Below are 23,809 nucleotides of genomic sequence, written 5' to 3' on the forward strand. Positions count from 1 at the left end.
GGTGCGAACGTCGTCCCACGGTGGTCATGAGCCCCAGTCAGGGGTCATGCAGTCAGATGTCATGCGCCGCAGTCCTCGGGCAGTAGGTCTCCTGACGCGTGGGCGGTCCAGGCAGCCGCGGAGTCCACCGGCAACGTCCCCCTGCACAGCCGCTTTTGCAGTGCGCCGGGTGACACATCCGAGACACGCACCCGTCCGTCCTCGGAGGCGACCGCCACCACGCCGCCACGGCCGACCGCCAGGGCCGAGATCGGGGCTCCGCGTAGGCGGAAGTCCGCCAGCGGATGCCATCCGGCGGTGGCGGATCCTGAGTGCAGCCGCACTCCGCCCTCATCGTCTCCGGTGGCCGCGAGCCGACCGTCGGGGGACACCGCGAGACCGGTGAGGACGGTCCCGGGATGGGCCACCTGCTCCAGCGTTCGGCCGGGTTCATCGGTCCAGGTGCGTGCGTACGGGCTCCGCGCTTCGGCCAGCAGACCGGTGTGCGGGGCCAGGCTCACCCGGTGCATGGCACCGGTGGGGAGGGACGGATCGACCTCCCCGTGCCGACTGCCCGGCCCACTCATCACGTGGGGCCGATCGGCGCGACGGACGTTCCACCACGCGCCGGTGTAGGCGGTGCGGCCGTCCGGTGTGAGTGCGACGGCCTCCTCGGTGCCGGATGACTCGTCCAAGTCGCTCTGGTGGTCCGGCCGTTCGGGACGGGTGATACGCCACAGCCGGGCGACGCCGCCGGGGGCACGGGTGAGCAGTACGGGGGCGTTCACGGCAACGGCCGCACGGGCGCCGGGCAGTACCGCGAGGGGGCGCCGGGCGGAGGGGCGGGTGCTGTCCCACAGTTCGACACCGCTCCCCCGGGTGACCATCAGGGTGCGCCGGTCAGCCGCGAAGGCGAGGTCCACCACGGGGTGTCCGGTGGGGTCGGCCAGCCCGGTTGGCGCGCGTGGCGACCGGCCGTCGACGGACCGCAGAGCGACGGTGCCGTGCCGGGTGCCGATGGCGGTGACACGTCCGTCCGCGGAGAGTGCCACCGCCGTGGGTCCTCCGTCCGGCACCGGTATGTCGGCGAGTACCGCCGGTTGCCGAGCGGACCGTATGTCACCCAGCGCGGTCCCGCCCTTCGTGATGGCGGCCAGCAGCCCTCCGTCCCGGCTGAAGGCGAGGCCGCGCTCGTCGGTACTGCGAACGCCGGGCCGGGAGGTCAGGGGTACGGGGTCGTCACCTGTCGTGACGTCCCAGAGGGTGAGCGGGCCATCGTTCTCCTGCACGGCGAGCAGCCTTCCGTCCGGGGACAGTGCCAGCGCGCTCACGTTCGTCCGGAGCCGTGTGCGCGGCCGGACGCGGCCGCCCTCGGTGATGTCGTGTACTTCCACCAGGCCGTCGTCGTAGGCGACAGCCAGCGTGCCGCCCTGTGCCGCGACAGCGGGTGTGCCCCGGTACGGGGAGGGGCGGCGGGGCAGCCGTTCCGTGTGCCGGGTGGCTCCGGTGGCGGACACGCGGGTGACCCGTAGCCGTCCGCCGTCCTCCAGCCCGATCAGCAACCTGCCACCGGCGGTGTAGCGCGCCCGCACATGGTCGAGGCGTCGCGGTTCGCTCTTCCCGGGCAGCGGTGTGACCCAGGTGATACCCGTGGCCCGGTTCGCGTCTCCGCCCGTCACCATGGCGACGGCGACGGTCCGCCCGCCAGGACCGAAGGACACCCATGAGGCCCCCGATTGGGTCGGCCCCGGCATCACGATCTGGTCCACCGGTGGTCCCGATGGCTTGTCGGTGTGCCAGATTTGCACGGTGCCGTCTGGCAGCAGCAACGCGATGCGTCGCCCGTCAGGACTGAACGCCATGTCCTTGACGGCGGGCCCGATCCCGGGTGTGCCCAGTGCACCCAGCAGGCGCCGGGCGGCGGTGTCCCACAGGCACAGCCCCTGACCGTCGTTGATGGCCAGCAGATCGTGGTGGGGCGAGAACTCGACGGAGACGCCGCCGGGGATCCGGCCACCGTCGTCCCCGCTGTCCGAGGCGTTCGACCAGCCCCCAGCGGCGGCGATCATGGCGGCCCATGCCTCGTCGGTGGGGGCGCTGCGGTACGCGGCCACCGCCAACCGTCCGGCCAGTGGCGGATCGGTAGGTGCCACCGAGCGGGAGGCGGCGGCGAGCCGCCGGGAGGTGTCGGCGTCCTCGGCCGCGGAGCCGGCGCGGTGCGCGTCACGTGCGGTCCAGAGCGCGGCGACGGCCGCGATGACGCACAGGGCGGTGGTGATGGCCAGGACGAGCAGCGTCCGGCGACGGCGGCGAGAGCGCCGGGCGGCTGAACGCTGCCTGGCCACGGAGGCGTTGAGGAACTGCCAGACGTCCTCACCGACTTCCAGCCGGGGCCGTCCCTCGACCTGTTCCAGCGCCCTGGCCAGGGTGTGTCCACGGTAGAGGTCGGCCTCATCGCCCTGGGAGTCGGTCCAGGCCCTGGCCGCGGCGGTCAGCTGCTCGTGGTGCAGCCGCCACACCGGATCCGCGGCGAGCCAGGCCCGCATCCGGGGCCAGGCGTGGAGGACCGCGTCATGTGCGGGTTGCACGGCCCCCTCCCGCTCGACGACAAGGCCCTTGGCGAGGAATCGGCCCAGCAGTGCGTCCGCCCGTCCGCCACCGAGTTCGCGTACCAGCTCGGCGCGGTCGACCGGCCGTCGGGCGGGTGGGACACCTTCCAGCGGTCTGCCGGGCCGCACCATGCGCAGCAGCAGGATGCGCGCCAGTTGCTGGTTGTCGGAGCCGAGGTCCTGGTACACGCTGTCGGCGGCCTGGGCGATGGCGCCGGACAGTCCGCCGCACTCCTGGTATCCGCGGACGGTCAGCACCCCGCGCTCGCGCCGCCGCCAGGTGGCGGTGAGGGCTTGGGCGAAGTGGGCGAGGGTGAACGGGTGGGGTGGCGAACCCGGTTCGGGGACGGGCGTGGCCGCGCGGGGGTAACCGAGGTCGGTGAGAATCAGCTCGACCAGCCCCTCCTGGACCCTCAGGTGTTCCTGGCGGGCGGGTTCGGTGATGGCCTCCCGTACCTCCTCGGCGCTCAGTGGTGTGACGAGGATCTGCCGCCCGGACAGCGCATGGGCCAGCTCCGGCCACTCGGCACAGGAGGCGTAGTAGGGGGCGGCGACGGCCAGGACCACCCGTACCGGGGCCGAGGGTGTGGCGCCGGTGGTGGCGAGGGCGGCGATCGCACGGATGAAGGCCGCGCGGTCGGTCTCGTCCTCGCACAGGGAGAAGACCTCCTCGAACTGGTCCACCGCCAGGAGCACGGGGGCTTCGGGCCGGGCCAACCGCCGTACGAGCTCCGCGGCGTCGTGCGCGAGGGTGCGTTCGACCGCGGGGACCGGCAGCCGCGCGGGCCCGGACAGGGTTTCGGCGAGCGCGCGCAGCGGTGCCGCGGTCGGTGTGCACACCAGCGGCCGCCAATGGCCGGGAGTGTCCGGGGAGTTGCCGATGGCGCTCCGTCTCAGCTCTGTCAGCAGTCCGGCGCGGATCAGTGAGCTCTTCCCCGATCCCGACGCGCCGAGCAGCACCACGGGCTCACCGGGGCCGTCGGCGCGGGTGACCTCGCGGACCAGCTTGCCGGTGAGCCGGTCCCGGCCGCGGAACCAGTGTTGGGTGGTCTCGTCGTAGGCGGACAGGCCCGGATAGGGGCACACCCCGGTGTCGTGGCCCGTCGGCTCCGCGGCCGGTTCGGCGCGGGCCGCCGGGTTGCGGGCGAAGCCGAACCAGGCGGTGGGCGCGTCGTGCCGGGCCCTCGGGCTCAGATCGCGGTCCGCCAGCGCCCGTCTCAGCTCCTCGAGGGTGAACACCTCCGGGCCGTGCGGATCGCCGCTGTGGAGCAGCCGGATCAGCTCACCGGTGAACGCGGTGTGCACGTCCCCGACCGGTGCCAGTGCCCGCTGGTCGCGGGCGGCCGCGGCCAGCAGGTAGTGGTGGCGGAAGGCGGTGAGCGATTCGTCGCCCGCGCGCTCGGCGTGGCAGCAGTCCAGGACGATGACGAACCGGGTGGGCCGGTGGCGGCGTATGAGTGCGGCAAGGTCCCGGAAGGACGCGGTGGTGAAGGGGTCGGTGTCGGCGTCGCCGGTGGTCTCCCGGGTGCACAGGCGCAGTTCGTTCGCGGCTCCCACCAGTCCGTGGCCCACGTAGTACAGCAGCAGGGTGTCCGAGGCGGCCTTCGCGGCCTCGGTGACGGCCTGTCCGATGGTCCGCGCGTCCTCGGGGTCCTCCAGCACCCGGATCCGGTCCTCGCTGAGCCCGGTGCGCCGCAGCAGGATGGCGCGCAGATCGACGAGCGTCCGGTGGACGGCCGGAACGGGCGGCAGCACCGCGGGGTCGGCGACCGTCCCGGTGCCGATGAGGAGGGCGCGAGCGCCGGGCCCGGCGAGTCCCAGTGCGAGGTCAGTCATCGCCGCTCCCATCGCCCCGCCGGGAAGAGCCGCCGCCGTCTCGCCGGAGAGAGCCGCTGCCATCTCGCCCGGAGGAGTGGCCGGTTGACAGTCGGCGTATGCGCCGCGGGAGCAGCAGCCGGGCCCAGCCGCGCGCCCGCCACCCCTGATGTGCTTTCAGCTCCGCCCTGATGACATCGCTGTGCAGCCAGGCACGGTCGGCGTCCTGTGCGGGCATCGGACGCCACGCCGGTTCGCGGGCCGCCTCCTCCGCGGTGGGTTCGCAGAACCGGGCCCGTGCGGCCAGCAGTGCCAGCGGCGCGGCCGCGGCGCGGGTGCCGGGGCCTCCGGTCGCCGCGAGGTGGGTGGCGATGTCGTGGTACGTGGCGGACGGCGGCGGGTCGGAGGTGTCCGCCACCGTGGCCTGTTCAACAACCGCCTGCCAGGCGGCTGTGGCGCGCCGCGCCGGGACAGGGGCGGTTCTGCCGCGCCGGATCCGCAGCCACGGGCGTATCAGCAGCAGCCACCCGCGCAGCAGCAGTGCCGCCACGGCGGCGATGCTCACGCCCCAGAGTGCGACCAGCACCCAGTCCATGTCGGTGGCCGGGCCGACCGAGGGGCGTGGGGCGGCGCCGCGGGCGGGCGGTGCGGGCGTGGGGTGGTGCGAGGGCCGGGGTTCGGCCGAGGGCGAAGGAGCGGGGGTGGGTTCGGCGGACGGTGGGGTGTGCCGCTCCCGCCCGGGTGGCGGCACCGGATCCACGGGCACCCAGCCCGCCCCGGCGAGCGCGATCTCGTTCCACACCCGGGCATCGGCCCCGGTCACGCGGAGGTCGCCGGAGCCGCGCCGGGTGACCTGGAAGCCGACCACGATCCGGGTGGGCAGTCCGGTTACCCGCGCGGCCAGGGCGAACGCCGAGGCGAAGTCCACGGGCGCGCCCTGGCGTTCGGTGAGGAAGCGGTCGAGGGCGCCGAGGGACTGGTTCCCCGGCGCCTTGGGCAGGCATGTGTACTCCTTGCGCAGCATGGCGGCCAGTGCGGTGGCGCGTCCGTACGGGGAACGGGAGGCAACGCGGGCGCGGTGGGCGAGGACGGTCAGCGCCTTCGGGGCCTCGCTCGGCACCGCGAGGGTGGTGGCAGCGCCGGGTGCCGCTCGCAACCGGGCGGCGTCCAGGGGTGCGGGATGGTGGGGAGTGACACTGGTGACGCGGTACCGGACGCCGCGGGCCAGTGGGTCATCGGCCAGGACGGCGCCGTCCTCGGCGTTCACCGCCACCGGTGCCCCGGCGCGCAGCGGGGTTTCCGGCACGGGGAGCAACCGCCCGGTGAGTCCTTTCACGGTGACCTCGGAGTGGGTGGGCCGTCCGGTTTCGGTGCCCGGCTTCAGATCCGTGCCCAGGTGGCGGGTGAACAGCCCCGAGGGCTTCCACTGGGCACCGTCGTAGGCGGTGAGCGCGGTCAGCCGCCAGCGTCCGACGGCACTGCCGCGCACGGTGAACAGCACCTGGCGGGGCGAGGAACGCCAGCCGGAGAACTGTTCGAGCGGATGGGTGAGATGGACCGGGGCGGTGCGCTCGGTGCGGTGTTCGCGCGGGTTGTATGGGGCGCCGCCCGGTGTCCAGGGCAGGGCCGCGGCCGACGGCACGGCCAGCGCGGCGATCAGCGACGGCCACAGCAGGGCGCGGGCCACGGGGGCGGGGCGGCGGCGCGTGGTGGCCGGGCCTGTGGCACGGTCCGGCGAACTCCCGAGCCGCACTTCCGGCTGGTGTCCGACGGCCAGTACGGCCCCGGAGACGACCGCCATGGCCACCGCTTGGGGAAGAGTCGTTCCCGGCCCGCCGATGGTGGTCGCGGTGGCGGCCACGAAGAGCGCCAGCGCGGGAGCCAGGCACCGGGCGCGGCCACGGGTGCGCAGCGCGAGTTCGGCTCCGGCGGCGGCCGCGGCCCAGGTCAGGGTGAACACCACGGCCACCAGGGGCGCTTCGGCCGGAGCGGGCAGTGGTGCATCCAGCAGCCGCCCCCACCCGCTCGGCGTTTCTTCCGCCACACGTCGCAGACCGGTGCCGATGTCCCCGGGTGTGCGCACGTCGTACACCGTGATCGCGCAGGCGGCCAGCCACAGCACAACGCTTGCGCACAAGGCGAGTTCGGGCGGGAGGGGCCGGGCCCGGCGGGCGCACACGGTGGCGAGGAGCACGGGGAGGATCGCGGCGACCGCCACCGGCAACAGCAGGGGCCGGTAGCCGAAGACGGGGTGGAACGCGCTTCCCGCCACCGCGGCGGCGAGAACGGCCGACGCCGGGGCGGTGGCGGTCACGGGAAGGCGGGCGGAGGTGTACGGGGAGGGAGTCATCGCCACCGGCCGACCCCGCTTCCGAACGCGGCGCTCCAGAGCGCCAGGGCCTGTTCCGCGTCGGCCGCGTACCGCACCGTGCCCCGGTCGGCCACGCCCGTCGTACGGCGTCCCGGCGAACGACCCGGCGTACGCCGGGCGGTGCCCAGCCGGAGGACCAGGAGCCGCCCGCGCCGGGCGGACAGCGACGGCAGGGACACCGCCGGGGCGTCACCGGTGACCACGGTGAGCGATTCCACCGAGGGGCCACCCGAGCGCAGCCGGCCGGGGCGTCCGGCCCCCGGCGGGCCGACGGAGGCCGTGGGCACGACGGCGGTGAGAAAGCGCAGCACCTGCGTCACACCGCCCGGTGGGGAATCCCCGTGCACAAAGCGCCCCGCGCTGGTCCACAAGCGCACCGCCAGCCCACGGCGGAGCGCGTCGACAGCGAGACTGGCGGTGGTGTCCACCGCCTCCTCGAAGTCGGCGCCGGTGGAGTACGCGTCGGGGTGGGTGTCCAGCCACAGGTGACGGAGGTGTTCGTCGGGCTGAAGGTCGCGCCGTACCAGCGGTGTGTCACCGCGAGCGCTGCTCGGCCAGTGGATACGGCGTACGTCGTCGCCGGGGCGGTACGCGTGGAGGGAGTGCAACTCCCAGGCGCCGAGCGGGCCGGGGCGCCTGGCGGCACCGTCCCGACCGGTGACGTCACGGGACGGCGCCGCCGGTACCCGCAGCACACGGGGCAGCACCTGAACGGTCAGGGGTGTGCCGACGGCGGTGTCGGAACGGAACAGGAAGAGCGGGTCGGACCGGCGCACCAGGGTCGGTCCGACGACCAGGGGTCCATGGCGGTCGGTGGGCAGCGGCAGGTGGTACTCGGCGCCTTCCGCGCTGTCCGCCACCGTGCCGGCCACGACCGTGTCCGCCCGGCCGTCCGGCGCTCCGAGGGCGGGCTGCCGTGAGCAGGTGACCAGCACGGTGGGCCGCGGCAGCCACCGGCGGCGCACCGCGGGCACGGGGATGGTCGCCGTCAGGGGCTCGCCACGGGGGATCTGGCGGGTGGGTGTCCGCGGGGCGGTGGCGATCCGGGGTGTGGTGTGGAGCACCAGCCGTCCGGCCGCCACGGCGAGCGCCCCGCATCCGGCGAGGGCGGCGAGCGCGGTGGAGGCGAAGGTCCATGCCAGGAGCGCCAGGACCAGCGAACCCGCCAGCACCGCGGCACCGGTACGCGTGATCACCGCGGCACCGGTACCCGGCTGAGGATCCGGCGGATGACGTCCTCGGAGGTGACCTGGTCCCAGACGGCGCGCTCGGTCAGCACCAGACGGTGGGCCAGGACCGGTACGGCGAGTGCGCGGACCTGGTCCGGGAGGACACCCTGAAGGCCCTCGGCCGCGGCGGACACCCGCGCGGCACGCAGCAGGGCGAGTCCGGCGCGGGTGCTGGCGCCGAGCCTGATCTCCTCGCGGTGTGCGGGCGACCGTGTCTCCTGGAGCAGGGCGGCGATGTAGTCGTTGACCGAGCCGTCGACCCTGACCCGCCGTGCGGTCTCGATCATGCCGCGCAGGGACTCCCGGTCCAGCACGGTGCCGATGGTGGCCTCGGGGCTCAGTGTGGTGGCCTCCCGGGCCAGGATCTCGCTCTCGACCCGGGCGTCGGGGGGTCCGATGCTGACGCGCATCAGAAAGCGGTCGAGCTGTGCCTCGGGGAGGGGGTAGGTCCCTTCGAAGTCGATGGGGTTCTGGGTGGCCACCACCATGAACGGACGTGGTACGGGGCGGGTTTCACCGGCCACCGAGACCTGGCGTTCCTCCATCACCTCCAGCAGTGCCGCCTGTGCCTTGGGCGAGGCCCGGTTGACCTCGTCGCAGATGACGATGTGGGCGAAGACCGGGCCGGGCTGGAAGGTGAATGCCCCCCGCTCCAGGACCTGTACTCCGGTGATGTCCGACGGCAGCAGATCGGGGGTGAACTGGATCCGGCCGCTGGTCACTCCGAAGGCCGCCGCCAGGGCCCTGGCCAACGATGTCTTGCCCACCCCTGGCACATCCTCGATGAGCAGGTGGCCCTCCGCCATGAGACAGATGAGCGCCAGGCGGATGGCCTCGCGCTTACCGCGCAGCACCTCGCCCACGGCCTCCGCCACCGTGTCGAACCGGATCCGCAGGCCGTCGAAGTCCTCCTGGGCAGGGCGCTGCATCAGCCAACCTTCCACAGTTGTACGGAGTCATCGCTTCCGACGGCGAGCAGGTGGCCGTCGGGGCTGAAGTCGAGTGCGGAGATGTCCTCGGAACGGCTGCCGGGCAAGGTGACGGGCCGTCGTACCGAGCCGTCTCCGGAGACCTGCCAGAGCGTCACCTTGCCGTTCCCGTCGCCCAGGGCGAGCATCGTGCCGTCGGGGCTGAACGCCGTAGCGGTGACGGTCCGGGCGGTGTTCCGTACGGGATGTTCGCGCGGGTGTGCCGGGTCGGTGACATCCCACAGGGAGATCTCGGTCGTGGTCCCCGGACCGGCCATCAGACGGCCGTCGGCGGTGAACCGGGGCGGCGCTCCGGTTCGCACCGTCCAGGAGACGGACTGCGCATGCGCGAGATCGGTGAGGTCGAGGAAGTGCAGGACCCTCACGCCCTGTCCGGACACGTCCCAGACCCGTACGGCCAGCAGCGGGGCGGTCGGGCTGAACTCGACCCCGTGGATGAAGGAGCCTTCTCCTCCGATGCTGCGCCCGTAGTCGATTTCAGGAAGGTCGGAGTGATCCGACGTGTCACCGATCTTCAGCTGGCTGGCCTGATCGAAGCGCACATAGGAGGGATAGGCCATGAGGGTCGCGTCGGGATTGACAGCCAGGACGTTCATGGACGGCGGGACGTTTTCCAGATAGCGCCAGCGATGTTCTTCCCGTGGATTCTTCGGATCTCCGATGTCGTAGATGCCGACTCCGCCGCTCCCGGTGACGAACATCTTCCGCCGGTCACGGGGGAAGACGAAGCCGTGGGTCTCGGAGGCTCCCAACGGCTGGAAGCGGCTCAGACGGCGATGTTCCGACGGCTTCTCCATCGACCACAAGGTGATCGTCGAGCGGTCGCCTCCCAGCACGGCCAGTGCGTTTCCGTCGGGTGAGAATCGGCCCCAGCTGCCGCCGGAGTAGGTGGTGAGCAGGGACGGGAAGGTCTGCTCGTCCCCATCGGTGGGAGGGGGTGAGGTCGCGTCCGACGGCTTCGGCTTCGCCGTCGGCCCGGTGGTGGCCGAGGGCGTGGGCCTGGCCGACCGTTCGGGCCGAGGACTGCTGGAGGCGTGGTCGGGTGAGGGTGCGGGGGCGGCGGGCGTCGAGGGTGTGGGGGACGGATGGCCGCCGGAGCGCCGCATCGGCGGATACTTGCGGAAGACGGTGGGTGCGCGCCCACCGGCCACCATCGCCGACGGACCCTGGGGGTCGTTGGCCCAGACGAAGCCGCCGCGCCGGAACACCCGGAGCATCGGCGCACGGCCGTGGGACACCGTGACGGGAGTCAGGCTCTTGTGCGTGGCGCGGTCATAGCGCAGCATCCGGCCGGTGCTCCGGTCCGGCACCCATACCTGCCCGCGGTCCTCCACCGGTGTCCCGAACTGGTGCGGTGCCCCGGCGACGAGGTTCGCGCGGTCGAGCGTCCGTCCAGTGCCGAGGTCCACGGTCAGCAGGTCGTTGGACGGCGTGATGACCAGGTGAAGCCGGTTCCGTGGCCCGACGGCCGCGGCAGCCACGCGCTGCCGGGAGGCCGTGTCGAGTGGAAGCTGCATCTCGGAGGGCTGCCGGTGCCCCCCGGCGGTGTGCAGAACGGTGAGCGTCGAGGCGGTGCGGTCGATGACGACCACCCGTCCGTCCCCACTGGTGAGCAGCACGTCATGGCGTGGCTCGCCCCGGAGGACGGTCCGCGCGGACTCGCCCCGGACGCGTACCGTCCGGCCGCTGGCGAGCAGTTGCACCCATAAGCCTCCCGTACCGTCGGGCACCACCGCGCTGATCGGTGAGTGGAAATCCACCGTCCTTCCGGACATCCCGAGTGCCGGGGGCCTGACCGGGATCACCTTGCCCGCGGAGGGATGCACCTCGTAGGCGGCACGGCCCGACAGCTCGATGCGCGCGTCCTCCGCATCGAACCGACGCGTACCGACGACCTTCATCCGGGTGGTGTCCAGCACGAAGCCACGCGCCCCGTCCTTCGGGCTCGACGAGGCGTTGGCCACCACGACGAACCCGGGGCCCTCATGGGTGTCGATCCTCGGCGCCGCCCGGGTGTCCGGTACGGGCACCTGGGCGGACGGGGCGGCGGCTTCCCCGCTGACGGCGGTGAGCAGTCCCGGCTTCGTACTCACCAACCAGGCCGTGCCGGGGTCGAGTTCCAGCCGGGCGGGCCGTCGCGGTTCCGCGTTCATCAGCGTGACCCAGACGACCGCGGCACAGAAACACGCCACAGCGGCATGAATACGGCGATACCGGATGCGTAAGGCTACTTTCACCCGCGTCCCCCTGCCCCCTCGCGACCGCCGATCCCATACGGCCGCGCGTCGCAACGTGATTTCCCGACAGGGTTCGCCGCCAAACCACCACGCGATTCGGGCAGGTGGAAGCCGCCCCTCTCATCGATCGACGGCAAGGAACAAGCCGTTGGGGCGAGTCATGCCGGGGTTCAATGCGTCATGGAAACGCACTGCGGGACAGACTTTCGAACGGTGTCAGGACGGAGCCTTCCGGCCGACGGCGGGCATCCGCGTCAGCCGGAAGGCCCCTGTGCCGACGCGGCCACGGAGGCAGTGGCCGGCCGTTCGTCGGCACGCTGCGCGGCAAGCCCTGCCGGGGGCTGTGCTTGCCGCGGAGAGGGGTGTTCTCCTCCGGGGTCACCGGGTGGTCTCCACCGCCCGACGCGCCCTGTCGCGCACGCGGGCACGAGGATCGTGCCATCGCGCCCTGTGCGATACATCCGTCAGCTGACGTAGGCATGCGGGAGCGCGGCGAGGAATCCGCTCCGGGATCGGGCACGCACACCTGACGCCCATCATTCCTTCCCACCCGAGGAGCGGTTCTGGTGCCGGCGCTGAATGACGGCGGCGGCCAGTTCCACGCGCGAGGTCATGGCGAGCTTGCGCAGGATGTTCGACACATGGGTGCTGACGGTGCGCGGTGAGACGCACATACGGGTGGCTATGTCGGGATTGGAGTCCCCTGCCGCCACCTGTTCGACGACCCGGAGTTCGGTGATGGTGAGCGCCTCCCAGCCGTAACGCGCGCCATTGCGCGGCCCCCGTCTGCCGCGGTGGACGTCGACGGCGCGCAGCCGGGAGGTGGCGCGGGCGATGTCCCAGCGGGCGTCCAGCTGTGCGTAGATCCCCAGTGCCTGGTCGAGCAGGGTTCTGGCCTGCGCGGGCCGACGACGGGCCAGGAGCTCCGCCGCGTCGGTGAGGGTGTGCGCTTCGCTCAGCGGTCTGGGCGCCGTACGGTAGCGGTCGGCCGCTCGCAGCAGCAACTCGGGGTCCCGGGTCAGCAGCCCTTGGCAGCGGTAGGCGTCGCCGTGGTGGGCTGGTCCCGCGCCGCGACCGGCCCTGGCACGGGACGCGGCGGCGTACCGCCGTGCGCGTCTCCGATCGCCGTGGGCCAGGGCCAGCCGGACCAGATCGGGGGCCAGCGGGCCGAGGACGAGGCGGCCGGGCACATCGCCGATGCCGTGGTCGAAGGCGTCCGTGAGCCTGCGGTAGGCCCGTTCGGCATCCCCCCGCGCCTCGTCGAGAAGCGCCTCGGCGCACACCGGCAGATACGCGTAGTACCAGGCGATGACGGTGGTCTCGGACGCCCCCGCCGCGGGGGCATCAGGAGCCGCCGCGGTGATCCGCTGCCCTCGGTGCACGGCGATCAGGCCCGCGATCGCACGCAGCGCCCGGCTCAGGGCGTCGTGTTCACCGCGGCCGAGCCCGGCTTCGACATCGGCGAGAGCATCGTCCCAGCGTCCGGAGTGGAAGGCCAGGAGAGCGCTGGTCAGGTGGTGCCAGGGCAGGAAGACACCGCCGATGCGCCGGCTCTCGTCGTGGACGGCGGTGAGCGCGTGCCGGGCGTCATGGCCGCGGTCGAGGGCGGTACATCCGTTGGCCAGGGTGAGTTGCAGTGCGATGTGCTGCGCGGGACGGTGCGCGGGCGACGCGAGTCGGACCGCGTACCGGGCCAGGTCCAGCGCCTCGGTGCCGGGCGCTTCCAGAAAGCCTCGGGCGGCCAGCACATGCAGGGCGTCGGCCAGGGCGGGTCCATCCCGGTTCGCCGTTGCCGTGTGCCGGGTGGCCGCGGCGACCGCCCAGGCTTCCGGCAATCTGCCCAGGGCGAGCAGACACACCGCCGCGAAGGCCCGGAACCGGACGGCCTCGGCCGCCGCCACGCCCTCGCGGCCGTACGCGGCGCGGCACTCCGCCAGTGCCACTTCGGCCCGGCCGCGCCCGCAGGCGGCCTGGACGAGGATCCAGCGCAGGGGCCACTCCCACGCCGTGGCGCCGGGGCCGAGCAGTGCGCATCGTGCCGTCTCCTCGGCTTCCGCGAGCTGGCCGGCCACTTCTGCGAGCGCGGGTGGTGGGCAGTCGGTGAGGGCTTCCACAGTGCCGTTGCGCACCTCGAGCGCCTCCTCGCGCCGGAGGGCGGTGACCAGTTCCGTGAGGTAGAGCGGGTTTCCCGACGCTCCCTCGGCCATCGCCCGCAGCCGCGGGCCCGGCTCACCGCCGCACAGGCCGGTCAGCACGGCGAGGACAGCGGACGGGGGCAGTGGCCCCGGCTCCAGTACGGTGCGGCTGCCGAGCGCAGGGGGCCGGGTGAGCCCGTCGACGTCGTGTCCGTGGCCCCCGGCCTCGCCCCGGATGAACACCGCCCGCCCGTTGCCCGTGGCGGCCGAGGCGGCCAGCCTCGCCAGCTCCGCGCATTCGGCCTCGCGGCCGACGAGGGGAGGAGGCGTGAGGGATGCCGTTTTCCCGCTTGCGGGCGGTGCGGGGAACATGGCGGTGAGGGCACGGCGAGCGGGAGTATCACGTTGTACGAAGCGTGGAGTGGGAGTCGTCCAAGCGTCCATGCTCGCACGGTTGACCGGCCACATCATGAGCCCTGCATGGGGAGATGATGAATACGTAACAATGCCACGAGCGAGCCGGCGCGGGGGCCACTCGTCGTGCTCCACAGGTGTCCTGCGCACCGTCGGACGGCGTTCTCGTGGGCCGCTGCCGGCAGCACGAGGCCGCCGACGATGGTCCCCATGGTTGGCGGAGATCGACACGGCGCCCCCTACCGTCTGATCACGGGGTCCCGAGTCCACGTCGGAAGCGGAATCGGGACGGTGACGGCCACCGCTGTCAAGCGCCATCGGCAGCATCTCAGCATGCGGATGGCCTCCCGCCGCGAAGATATGCGTGGGATAACGATCTCCGCAGATCGCTTGCCCTGCGCCCCAGCGCTCATAGCCTTCGATCATGTCAATGTTTTCCCTTCGCCGTACTGGAGCACGCCTCACTCCTGAACTCGACGACGGGGAGCTGGCCAAGCTGATGAAGATGCTGCGTGACTCGAGCGCATGGGGCACCATCGGCGCGGCAGAGCTGGGCGCGGCTCGTGTGGGCGGCGTTCTGAAGCGCAACCCGGGCGACTGGGACCGCCGGGCCCACCGGGTCTCGGTGCTGGCCCATGCCCTGTCGGACTCCAGCCTCCCGTCCGAGTGGGCCGCTCGTGAGCCGAACAACCCCGATGCGCTGGTGCTCCACACCTGGGTCCAGCTCGTCCGTGGCCGCTGGCAGGGAGGACTGCCCGACGCCGCCGCGGTGGTCGAAGAATGCCACCGTGCCGCCGAACTCAACCAGCACGACCCCACGCCGTGGGTGGTGCTGCTGGGCGTCTACCGCTTGGAGCGCTACCCGCGCAACGACGTGTTCGCGCTGTGGCAGGAACTACTGGCGCGCGATCGGTGGCATCGCGAAGCCCATCTGAGCATGTTGGACTTCCTCTCGCCTGACGAGGGCGGCTCCCATATGCACGTTCTCGAATTCATCGACGGGATGCGCGCCCAGATGCCGGCGAACGCGCCGTGTGCCGTGGTGGAGCTGACCGCACATGTCATGCAATATCACACCGTGCTGGACAGGGGCGGAATGGAGGCACTCCTCGCCCGCAACCACTGGGCCAACCCTTCGGTCTCCCAGGCGCTGGACCGGGCCTACGACACCTGGCAGAAGCCGGGATTCTTCCATCACGCCGCGGCCCTCGCCGATCTGAACCTCCTGGCGTACGCCCTCATCACCGCCAACCGGAAGGACGACGCCACCCAGATCTTCCGGCTGCTGAAAGGGCGCGTGACCTCCTGGCCGTGGCGGCGGGACGGGAACCCGGTGGGCGAGTTCCGGCGGTGGCAAGACCGTCTGGGGGTCTGACGAAGGGGAGCCGCGGACTCATTGCGGCCCCACTCCCCCGAACACCGGCCATTTCCTGGTTGGTTCGCCGACCTCGGCCACGTTCGCGCCGCGATACCTCCCGGTCGCTTCTCAGGGCCGGATATAGGGCCGGGTCATGATCTCCATGTTGTGGCCGTCCGGGTCGTCGAAGTACGCGCCGCGACCACCGAAGAGGGTGTTGATCCGCCCGGGTTCGGTGTGGCTCGGGTCGGCGTAGTAGGTGGTACCGGCCGCCTCCAACCGGGCGATCATGTCGTCGAACTGCTCGTCGGGCACCAGGAACGCGTAGTGCTGCGACTGGACGGGCTCATCGCTCTTCTCGTAGTAGTCGAGGGTGACCCCGTTGCCGAGGTCGATGGGCAGGAACGGCCCGAACGGGGCGCCGACTTCGAGGCCCAGGATCGTGGCGATGAACTCGGCCGACCGCTGCCTGTTCCGGGCGAAGACCGCGGTGTGGTTCAACTGGACGGCGGTGGTGGCGGAGGATTGCGGCTGGTCCTGCTGATTGAGCGTCATCAGTGAGTCTTCTCCGGGTGACTTGGGGTTCCACATGGAAACGGAGGCACCGTGCGCGGCGCCCGGGTCATAGACACGGAGAGGGAAGGCGGGGCTCTGGCCCGCCTCGCGCTCACGCCGAGGCCGGGCGCCTCACTCGTGTATGGCCCATGGCCGACCCGGCAGTCACCCGACCGACCCTAATACCCGTCGAAGGCAACGGCAATGCGTGGCCGTACTTACCGCTTGGGCCAGTACCACAGAGGCTCGTCGAGGGTGCCCTGCCCGTCCACCAGCGTCCGGCCCGCCTCCTTGACCAGTTCGATGGTGTTCACCTCGGTACGGGACCGCCCGGCGCCGTCCGCGAGTGCGGTGGCCAGCGGGCGGGAGTGCGTGACCACCACGATCTGGGTCTGGTCGCATGCGGTCAGGATGAGACCGGCCAGCGCCTCGAGCAGTTCGGGGTGCAGGCTGGTCTCGGGCTCGTTGAGCACCAGCAGATCCGGTGGGCGCGGGGTGAGCAGCGCGGCCGCCCACAGCAGAAAGCGCAGGGTGCCGTCGGAGAGCTCTTCGGCCCCCAGGGGGCGCAGCAACCCGTGCTGGCGCAGGGCCAGTTCGAAGCGGCCACCGCGGTCCGCGACCTCCACGCGGCTGCCGGGGAACGCCGCGTCGATGGCGGTGTCGAGCGCGTCGCCGTCGCCGATCTCCCGGATGGTCTGGAGGGCCGAGGCCACGTTGGAGCCGTCGGAGGCGAGGACCGGGGAGCGGGTGCCGACCTGGGCTGCCCGGGCGGGGGCGTGGGCGTCGGTGCGTACGTGGTCGTAGAAGCGCCAGGACCGGATGTGTTCACGGACGGCGAGCACATCGGGGGCGCGCTGCGGATCGGCCAGTTCGCTGAGCATGCTGTCGTACGGGCGCACGGCCCCCTGGGTACGGTTCCACTCCCCTTGGGCGTCCCGGGTGCGCACGGCGGGGCCCGTGCGTTCCGACAGCAGGGCGGCGGGCCGCAGGACGGCACCGCTCCACACGCATTCCCGCTTGATCTCCGGATCACGGTCGAACATGGAACGGGAGGGTGTGGGGTGGCCGAAGTCGACGGCGTAGCCGAACTCGTCACCGGCGAAGCCCAGGCGGAGGCTGACCGGTTCGGTCCGGACGGTGCCCTGGATGGGGTGGAGGCCCTCCCGCACGGCCCGTGCGGAGGTCTCGGGTCCGGCCCACAGCGCGGACGGCAGTCCGCCCTCCCGGGCCAGGGCTGCGACCGCTCCCCCGCGCCCGGCGTCGGCGAGCAGGCGAAGGGCCCGGTAGAGGCTGGACTTGCCGGTGCCGTTCGCGCCGGTGACCACGGTCAGTCGTCCCAGGGGGACCACCAGTCGGCGCAGCGACCGGTAGTTCTCGACAGCGAGTGTGGTGATCACATCCCCAGGCTATGTCACCCCCGTACCGGCTGTTCCGGCCGGGTGCGCGGGTGCGATCCGGGCGGGGTTGGCGCGATCAGTTGAGGGCGAGTTCGCCACCGCGTGCTTCGAGGACGGTGCCGGTGATGTAGCCGGCCCGCGGGGAGGCGAGGAAGACAACCGCTTCGGCGATCTCCTCGGGCTCTGCGGGTCTGCCCAGGATGGTGGTCCGACCCAGTGCCTGGAGGATGTCCTCCCCCATCTCCACAGTGCCGGGGGTGCGGGCCGGACCGGAGCGTACGGCGTTCACCCGCACTCCCTGGGCGCCGAACTCATCGGCCCAGATGCGGGTGAGCAGTTCCAGCGCGGCCTTGGAGGCGCCGTACACTCCGGCGCCGCGCGCCGGGGTGGTGGCGGCCACGGTGCTCATGTTGACGATGGCTCCGTGGCCACGGGGCCGCCATGCCGGGTGCGAGTGCGCCGACCAGTTGCAACGGGGCGCGGGTGTTGACCGCCATGTGGGTGTCGAACATCTCGGTGGTACCTTCCGGCGTGCTGGCGAAGCGGTACATGCCCGCGTTGTTCACCAGCACATCGACCTCGCCCGCCTCGGCGGCCAGACGGCGGACGGCGTCGGGGTCGGCGAGATCGGCCGCGATGAATCTGGCCCGTCCGCCCGTGGCACGGATGTCCTCGACGGCGTCGGCTCCCCGCCGCGCATGGCGGCCGTGGACCACCACCTCCGCCCCCAGCGCGGCGAAGCGCAGGGCGACCGTACGGCCGATTCCCGCGGTGCCACCGGTGACCAGGACCGTGGACCCGCTCAGTTCCGTACTCACGCGCGCACTCCTCGACATAGCCGTCACATGGTGGTGGGGTGGCAGGGCGAAGCCGACAGTCGAGGTCTACCCCACATCGGCACGTCGCGGCGGACCGGCCCGCCGTCCTGGGGCCGAACGGGCCATGGCACACCGTCCGCCCCGGGTACTGCCCCTGTACGTCGCGGAGTTGCCCGTCATCGGATCGGCCGCGATGATCCTCGCCATGACCATCGACCCGGAAGCGCCGGACATCAACAGCGGCCACCCGGTGTCCGGCCGCTCCCGTCCGCTCGCGCTGGTCACCGGCGTGGGCCGCACGGTCGGGATCGGAGCGGGCATCGCCTGTCGGCTGGCGATGTCGGGCTGGGACATCGCCTTCACCTTCTGGCGCTCCTATGACGAGCGCATGCCCTGGGGCGCCGAGCCCGGAGCGGTCGACGCCATCATCGGCTCCCTCGGGGAGCACGGGGCGGCCACCGTGGCGATCGAGGCGGACCTCGCGGACCCGGACGCGCCCGCGAAGATCTTCGACGAGGCCGAACACCGGCTGGGCGGTGTCACCGCCCTGGTGACGTGCCACTGCGAGTCGGTCGACTCCGGGCTGCTCGACACCACGGTGGAGAGCTTCGACCGGCACTTCGCCGTCAACGCACGTGCCACCTGGCTGCTGATCCGTGAGTACGGGCGGCGTTTCCGCGGTGTGCCGGGGAGCGGTCGGATCGTCGGTCTCACCAGCGACCACACCGCCGGGAACCTTCCGTACGGTGCGAGTAAGGGCGCCCAGGACCGCATCACTCTGGCCGCGGCGCAGGAGCTCGCGCACCTCGGTGTCAGCGCCAATGTCATCAATCCCGGACCGGTGGACACCGGCTGGATGTCCGACGAGGTGCGGTCGTACTGTCAGGACCGGACACCGCTGGGCAGGCTGGGCACCCCGCGGGACACCGCCCATCTGGTGGACTTCCTCTGCTCACCGCAGGGCCAGTGGGTCAATGGCCAACTGCTGATGAGCAACGGCGGTTTCGCCTGACGGTGCGAGCGCGGGGTGGCGGCGCGGGGGTGGCGGCACAGGGGGTGGCGGCACCCCGCCTACCTTCCGGCCATTCCCGCGGCGGCCTTCTGGCCCGCCGGGCGGGGTTTGATGTTGTGGTTGAGCCGGAAGACGTTGTCGGGGTCGTACCGGGCCTTCACCTCGGTCAGCCGCTGGCAGTTCTCGGGGCCGAAGCCCGCGATGACACGGTCCTCGCCCTCCGCGCCGATGAAGTTGAGGTAGACCGCGCCACTGGACCACGGTCGGACGTCCTCGCGTGTGGCGCGGGCCCACCGCCGCGCGCGGTCGTCGTCGGCCGGGTCCTCCCACAGCCCGAAGGGATGGACGATCCACGGCGCTCTCCGCCATGGCACCGGATAGTCCGCGGGGCCTCGTGCCACCGCCCCGCCCTGGGGGAACAGCACATGCTGGGAGGGAGAAGGGATGACCATGTCCGTCGCGCGGGCGCAGAAGAGGTTCACCGCCGGGTCCGGGAACGCGTCAAGGTATTCGGCGGACCAGTAGTTCCGGTAGCCGGGCGGATCGTCGAGCATGCACTGGAGATCCGCGTAGGGCAACTCGGTGATCATCTCGGCGTCGTGGCCGAGGTGCAGCAGCGGGGCGGCGATGGATCGGGCCTGCTGTTCGCGGCCGGTGAAGGTGACGATGACGGCGCAGGCGAGCTTGTTGACCATGTCCGCGGGGACGAAGTCCTCCGGCGGAGCCGTGAGGTAGAGGAGTCCGCCGCCGATCTCGTCGGGCGCGGATTCCAGGAAGTCGCGGTAGGCGCACGCCACGTGCCGGCCCGCACCGGGGCGCCACATCAGCAGCATCGCCGTGACGACAGGGAGCGGATGCAACCGGAGGGCGAAGGAGGTGGCCACGCCGAAGTTGCCGCCGCCTCCGTGCAGGGCCCAGAACAGCTCGGGGTGCTCGTCCTCGCTGGTGTGCAGCGCTTCGCCCTGTGCGGTGACGAGGTCCACGGACAGCAGGTGGTCGCAGGCCAGGCCGAAGGCACGGTCCAGCCAGCCGGTGCCACCACCCAGGACGAAGCCGCCGACGCCCGTGGTCGACACCCGGCCGCCGGTGGTCGCCAGCTCGTACGGTTCGGTCGCCCGGTCCAGATCGCGCATCACCGCGCCGCCGCCCACGCGCGCCACCCGGGCCCCCGGGTCGACCGTCACCGCCCGCATCCGGCGCAGATCGATGACGAGGCCGTCGTCGCACAGGGACATGCCCGCGACGCTGTGCCCGCCGCCGCGGACCGCGATCCGCAGCCCCCGGTCGCGGCCGAAGGCGACCGCGCGGCTGACGTCGTCCTGGCTCTCACACTGGACGATCATCGCCGGTCGCCGATCGATCATGGCGTTGAAGATCGTGCGGGCTTCGTCGTAGGCCGGGTCGCCCGGCACGATCACCTCACCCGCCAGCCCCTCGCGGAGACCGGCGAGAGCCGTGCCGTCCATACCACCGGGTGTCATGGAGCCCCGCTCTCTCCCCCCGGGGTGCCGCCCGGGCTCCCGTGGGGCCCAGACCCTCCCCTTCGATCGTAACGTCGGGGCGGGGGCCGGGCACAGTCGCTCGGGAGGCCGGCCCCGTTCCACCGGCCCCGGCCGTGGCCGGGGCCACGCCCTGCCCGGGACGTCCTCGGCGGTGGTGTGCGGTGCGGCTGGGTCAGGGCAGCGGATCCTGCTGCGGTGCCCTCCCCGCCCGGCCGCGGTCGGCCCGGCCGCGTTCCATCGTGTCGTCGTCCGTCGTCACGTGGTCGGTCGTGACGTGGCCGGTCACGCCGTGGCCGGGCGTGGTGTGGTCCATGGCCGCGCCGCCGGTCGCCGTGGCCTGATGGGCGGGACGGGACCGGGGCCGGGAGTAGCGGCGCATCATGGGCAACTCGACGGTGCGCCACAGCAGGAGGGAGGCGAGGACGCACACCGTGGCCACACCGAGCGCGATGGCCGTGGCCGCGAGGGTGCCGAAGGTTCGCTCACCGAGCAGCAGGCGGATCGCGTACAGGATTGGGAAATGGATCATGTACAGGGCGAAGGACGCCTCGCCGAGCACCACAAGACCGCGCAGAGCGAGCCAGGTGGGGCGGCGGTCGATGTCGCGGCCGGCGAGTGCGGCGATCACCGCGGCGAGCGGCAGACAGGTGGCCGCTCCCCAGACGTACTCGTCCGGCAGCCGGGGCTGCGCCACGAAGAGGCCGATGAGGACGAGCAGCGGCCAGCGCAGCCGCAGCGCGGGCCACCGGCCCGTCCGTACGGCGAGGGCGAGCAGCATGCCGAGGAGGAATTCCAGCAACCTCACGGGCGGGAAGAAGTAGATCAGCCACCAGCGCTCCATGGACAGGGGCGTCCAACTCCCGGCAGCGGCCTCGTCGGTGACGAGCGTGACCATCGCGGGCGTGGCGAGGATCAGTGCGGCGATCAGTCCGATCCCGGGCCAGATCCGGCGGGCGGGCAGGGCGTTCAGCGGCCGGATCAGGAAGGGGAAGAGGAGGTAGAAGAACGCCTCGCAGGAGATGGACCAGGTCACCGGGTTCACACTGCTGAAGTCCGCCATGTCGGGGGCCCAGGTGTGGACGAGGAACAGATTCTTCAGGGCCTCGTCGATGGCCGGGTCCGGTACGGGGAGCAGTGTGGCCGTCCCCGTCGCCATGAGCAGGACCAGCATGAGGGTCCAGGTCACCGCGTGGTTGGGGAAGATCTTGACGAACCGGCGCCGCCAGAAGCGTCCGGCGGTGTCGTCCGGGCGGAGGGTCCAGGTCAGGACGAAGCCGCTGAGCATGAAGAAGGTGGAGACGGCCGCGGCACTGAGCATATGGGACCTGTCGGCGGCCTCGTAGATCGCCTCGTCCGCAAAGAGTCTTCCCAGTGTCAGGACATGACCGAAAAGGACCGCGCACGCCAGAAGAAATCGATAGCCGGTGAGCGAGGGGAGCCTGTCCGGATGCGGTAAGGCGCTGGCCATGGGATGCCTTTCCGTAATGTGGGGAGCGAACCGGAATGAGCATGCCCGGAAAAGACCGTCGGAGCACCGCGTAGGGCGGAGAACTTATTTACGAGCAACGGACGGAAAGGCAGCCGAGCGCGCCGCTGTCATCGTTCGGCTCGGCAGGCCGCGGCGACCGACCTGCCGGACGGCGGGACTGGATGACGGACCGCCAGGTCATGGCCGGAGCGGTGGTGGCGCGGACCGCGGCACGCCCTTGCCGGTACACCTTCTGAGGGCACGGCGGGGGAATCGGGGCTTCGGTGTGCGACGGGGCGCGGCAGCACACGCCCCGTCGCGCCGGAAAGCTCTCCCGACCGGGTGCCCGATGGCCACCGCGTCCGCGCTCCGGCCGAGGCGAGCACGGACGGCGTGCGGGCCGCGTGCGGACGGTACACGGACGGCTTCAGGGGTGTGTGACCGGCTCGTTCAGGAAGTCGGACAGGCCGTTGAGCAGCCGGTCCACATCCTCGGCGCTGGTGTAGGGAGCCAGACCGACCCGGAGCCCTCCGGTGTCGCCGAGCCCCAGCCTGCGGGACGGCTCCAGCGCGTAGAAGGAGCCGGACGGGGCGTCGACACCACGGGCGGCGAGACAGCGGTGAGCGTCGGCCGTGTCGCGTCCGTCGATGGTCAGCAGAAGGGTCGGGGTGCGGTGCGCGGCCCGGGAGTGGACCGTGATCGCGTCGAACGCGGCAAGGCCCGCTTCGATCCGCAGCCGCAGGGAGTCCTCGTACGTTTCGAGGGCCTCGAACGACGCGGCCAGCCGCTCCCGGCGGCCACCCCGGGCCGCCGAGTCGAGGCCCGCCAGGAAATCGACCGCGGCGCGCGTTCCGGCGAGGAATTCATAGGGAAGGGTGCCGAATTCAAAACGCTCGGGGACGGCGTTGGTCGACGGCAGTAGTTTGTCCGGGGACAGACTCTCCAGGATTTCCGGACGGCTCACCAGAACGCCGAGGTGAGGACCGAGGAATTTATACGGGGAGCAGGTGAAGAAGTCGGCCCCGAGCCGGTCGATATCGACATGGGCATGCGCGGTGTAATGCACACCGTCGACATACAGCAGTGCTCCGGCGGCATGGACGATGCGGGAGATCTCCGTGATCGCCGGGCGGGTGCCGATCAGGTTCGAGGCAGCCGTGACCGCGACCAGCCGGGTGCGGTCGCTCAGTACGGCGCCGATGTGATCCGGGGTCAGCTCGCCCGTGGCCGGATCGAAGTCGGCCCAGCGGACGGTGACGCCCGCACGGGCGGCCGCCTGCACCCACGGGCGGATGTTGGAGTCGTGGTCCAGACGCGACACCACGACCTCATCGCCCGGCGCCCAGGTCTTGGCGAGGGTGCGGGAGAAGTCGTACGCCAGCTGAGTGGCGCTGCGGCCGAAGACGACCGCGCCCGGGTCAGCCCCGAGCAGGTCCGCCAGCGCGAGACGTGCGTCCGCGACGATCGTCTCGGCGTTCCGCTCCCCCACCGTGAGCCGGCCCCGGTTGGACAGGGGGTTGGCCAGCGCCTCGGAGACGGCCTCGATGACGGGTCGGGGTGTCTGCGTGCCGCCTGGTCCGTCGAAGTGCGCCGATCCGGCCTTCAGGGCGGGGAACTGCGCGCGGACGGCGGCGATGTCGTACGTCACGGGCGACTCCTTGGACGGGTGATCGATTATGGAGTCACCGTGGGCGGGAGGGAACACCACGGTCAGCTCCTCGCTCCGTGGACGCGGCGGCCGTGCGACCCGCCGCGCCCGGGGCGAGCGCCCGGACACCCACCCTGCTTCAATCATTACATTCAGGATCAGTCGGATAAATAACCTGAGTCCGGACGCTTTCCATCACGAAGGGCCGGGACACGGAAGGCGGTGGCGCCGACGTGAGCGACGGGTCTCTCCCTCCGTCCGATGGACCGGCATC

The 23,809-nt window shown here is 72.0% G+C and carries 15 protein-coding genes; 2 read left to right on the forward strand and 13 right to left on the reverse strand.

Annotated features, from left to right (window positions below):
• Positions 1–59: 59 nt before the first annotated feature.
• The 6 genes from JK363_RS27175 to JK363_RS27200 form a co-directional block, all read right to left on the reverse strand.
• The gene (locus tag JK363_RS27175; RefSeq protein ID WP_201878088.1) at positions 60–4,424 is read right to left on the reverse strand and encodes a caspase, EACC1-associated type; all 4,365 of its coding nucleotides are present in this window, start codon (positions 4,422–4,424) and stop codon (positions 60–62) included.
• The gene (locus JK363_RS27180; protein ID WP_236076149.1) at positions 4,417–6,753 is read right to left on the reverse strand and encodes a transglutaminase TgpA family protein; all 2,337 of its coding nucleotides are present in this window, start codon (positions 6,751–6,753) and stop codon (positions 4,417–4,419) included. Before JK363_RS27180 ends, JK363_RS27175 begins: the two co-directional genes overlap by 8 nt.
• Complete coding sequence (locus JK363_RS44295; RefSeq protein ID WP_201878093.1) at positions 6,750–7,970, reverse strand: DUF58 domain-containing protein; 1,221 nt, start codon at positions 7,968–7,970, stop codon at positions 6,750–6,752. Before JK363_RS44295 ends, JK363_RS27180 begins: the two co-directional genes overlap by 4 nt.
• Complete coding sequence (locus tag JK363_RS27190) at positions 7,967–8,932, reverse strand: AAA family ATPase (protein WP_201878095.1); 966 nt, start codon at positions 8,930–8,932, stop codon at positions 7,967–7,969. The genes JK363_RS44295 and JK363_RS27190 overlap by 4 nt, the downstream gene beginning before the upstream one ends.
• Positions 8,932–11,145, reverse strand: a complete 2,214-nt coding sequence (locus JK363_RS27195) for a hypothetical protein (RefSeq protein WP_201878097.1) — start codon at positions 11,143–11,145, stop codon at positions 8,932–8,934. The genes JK363_RS27190 and JK363_RS27195 overlap by 1 nt, the downstream gene beginning before the upstream one ends.
• 620 nt (positions 11,146–11,765) lie before the next feature.
• Positions 11,766–13,736, reverse strand: coding sequence for a helix-turn-helix domain-containing protein (locus JK363_RS27200; protein WP_201878098.1), 1,971 nt, complete (start codon positions 13,734–13,736; stop codon positions 11,766–11,768).
• 466 nt (positions 13,737–14,202) lie between these two features.
• On the opposite strand from JK363_RS27200, the gene JK363_RS27205 reads away from it, so the two are divergent.
• Positions 14,203–15,153, forward strand: a complete 951-nt coding sequence (locus JK363_RS27205; protein ID WP_201878100.1) for a hypothetical protein — start codon at positions 14,203–14,205, stop codon at positions 15,151–15,153.
• 111 nt (positions 15,154–15,264) lie between these two features.
• On the opposite strand, the gene JK363_RS27210 is transcribed toward JK363_RS27205, so the two are convergent.
• The 4 genes from JK363_RS27210 to JK363_RS44305 form a co-directional block, all read right to left on the reverse strand.
• Positions 15,265–15,690, reverse strand: coding sequence for a VOC family protein (locus JK363_RS27210; protein ID WP_201878102.1), 426 nt, complete (start codon positions 15,688–15,690; stop codon positions 15,265–15,267).
• Between the two features lie 218 nt (positions 15,691–15,908).
• On the reverse strand, positions 15,909–17,087 hold the full coding sequence (locus JK363_RS27215; RefSeq protein WP_201878104.1) for an AAA family ATPase: 1,179 nt from the start codon (positions 17,085–17,087) through the stop codon (positions 15,909–15,911).
• A gap of 76 nt (positions 17,088–17,163) precedes the next feature.
• The gene (locus JK363_RS44300; protein WP_307821882.1) at positions 17,164–17,496 is read right to left on the reverse strand and encodes an SDR family NAD(P)-dependent oxidoreductase; all 333 of its coding nucleotides are present in this window, start codon (positions 17,494–17,496) and stop codon (positions 17,164–17,166) included.
• The gene (locus JK363_RS44305; protein ID WP_307821883.1) at positions 17,399–17,905 is read right to left on the reverse strand and encodes an SDR family NAD(P)-dependent oxidoreductase; all 507 of its coding nucleotides are present in this window, start codon (positions 17,903–17,905) and stop codon (positions 17,399–17,401) included. The genes JK363_RS44300 and JK363_RS44305 overlap by 98 nt, the downstream gene beginning before the upstream one ends.
• A 205-nt stretch (positions 17,906–18,110) precedes the next feature.
• Between JK363_RS44305 and JK363_RS27225 the strand changes: the two genes are divergently transcribed.
• Complete coding sequence (locus tag JK363_RS27225; protein ID WP_201878278.1) at positions 18,111–18,917, forward strand: SDR family oxidoreductase; 807 nt, start codon at positions 18,111–18,113, stop codon at positions 18,915–18,917.
• Positions 18,918–18,976: 59 nt separating this feature from the next.
• Here the strand turns inward: JK363_RS27225 and JK363_RS27230 are convergent, their stop codons facing one another.
• The 3 genes from JK363_RS27230 to JK363_RS27240 all read right to left on the reverse strand — a co-directional run bounded on the left by JK363_RS27230 (position 18,977) and on the right by JK363_RS27240 (position 23,535).
• Complete coding sequence (locus JK363_RS27230) at positions 18,977–20,398, reverse strand: FAD-binding oxidoreductase (protein WP_201878106.1); 1,422 nt, start codon at positions 20,396–20,398, stop codon at positions 18,977–18,979.
• Between the two features lie 193 nt (positions 20,399–20,591).
• Entirely contained in the window at positions 20,592–21,887 is a 1,296-nt protein-coding gene (locus tag JK363_RS27235; protein WP_201878108.1) for an acyltransferase family protein, read from the reverse strand.
• A gap of 427 nt (positions 21,888–22,314) precedes the next feature.
• Positions 22,315–23,535, reverse strand: a complete 1,221-nt coding sequence (locus tag JK363_RS27240; protein ID WP_201878110.1) for a cysteine desulfurase-like protein — start codon at positions 23,533–23,535, stop codon at positions 22,315–22,317.
• Between the last annotated feature and the right edge of the window lie 274 nt (positions 23,536–23,809).

Source organism: Streptomyces coffeae (assembly GCF_016741875.1).
GTDB classification, from domain to species: Bacteria; Actinomycetota; Actinomycetes; order Streptomycetales; family Streptomycetaceae; genus Streptomyces; species Streptomyces coffeae.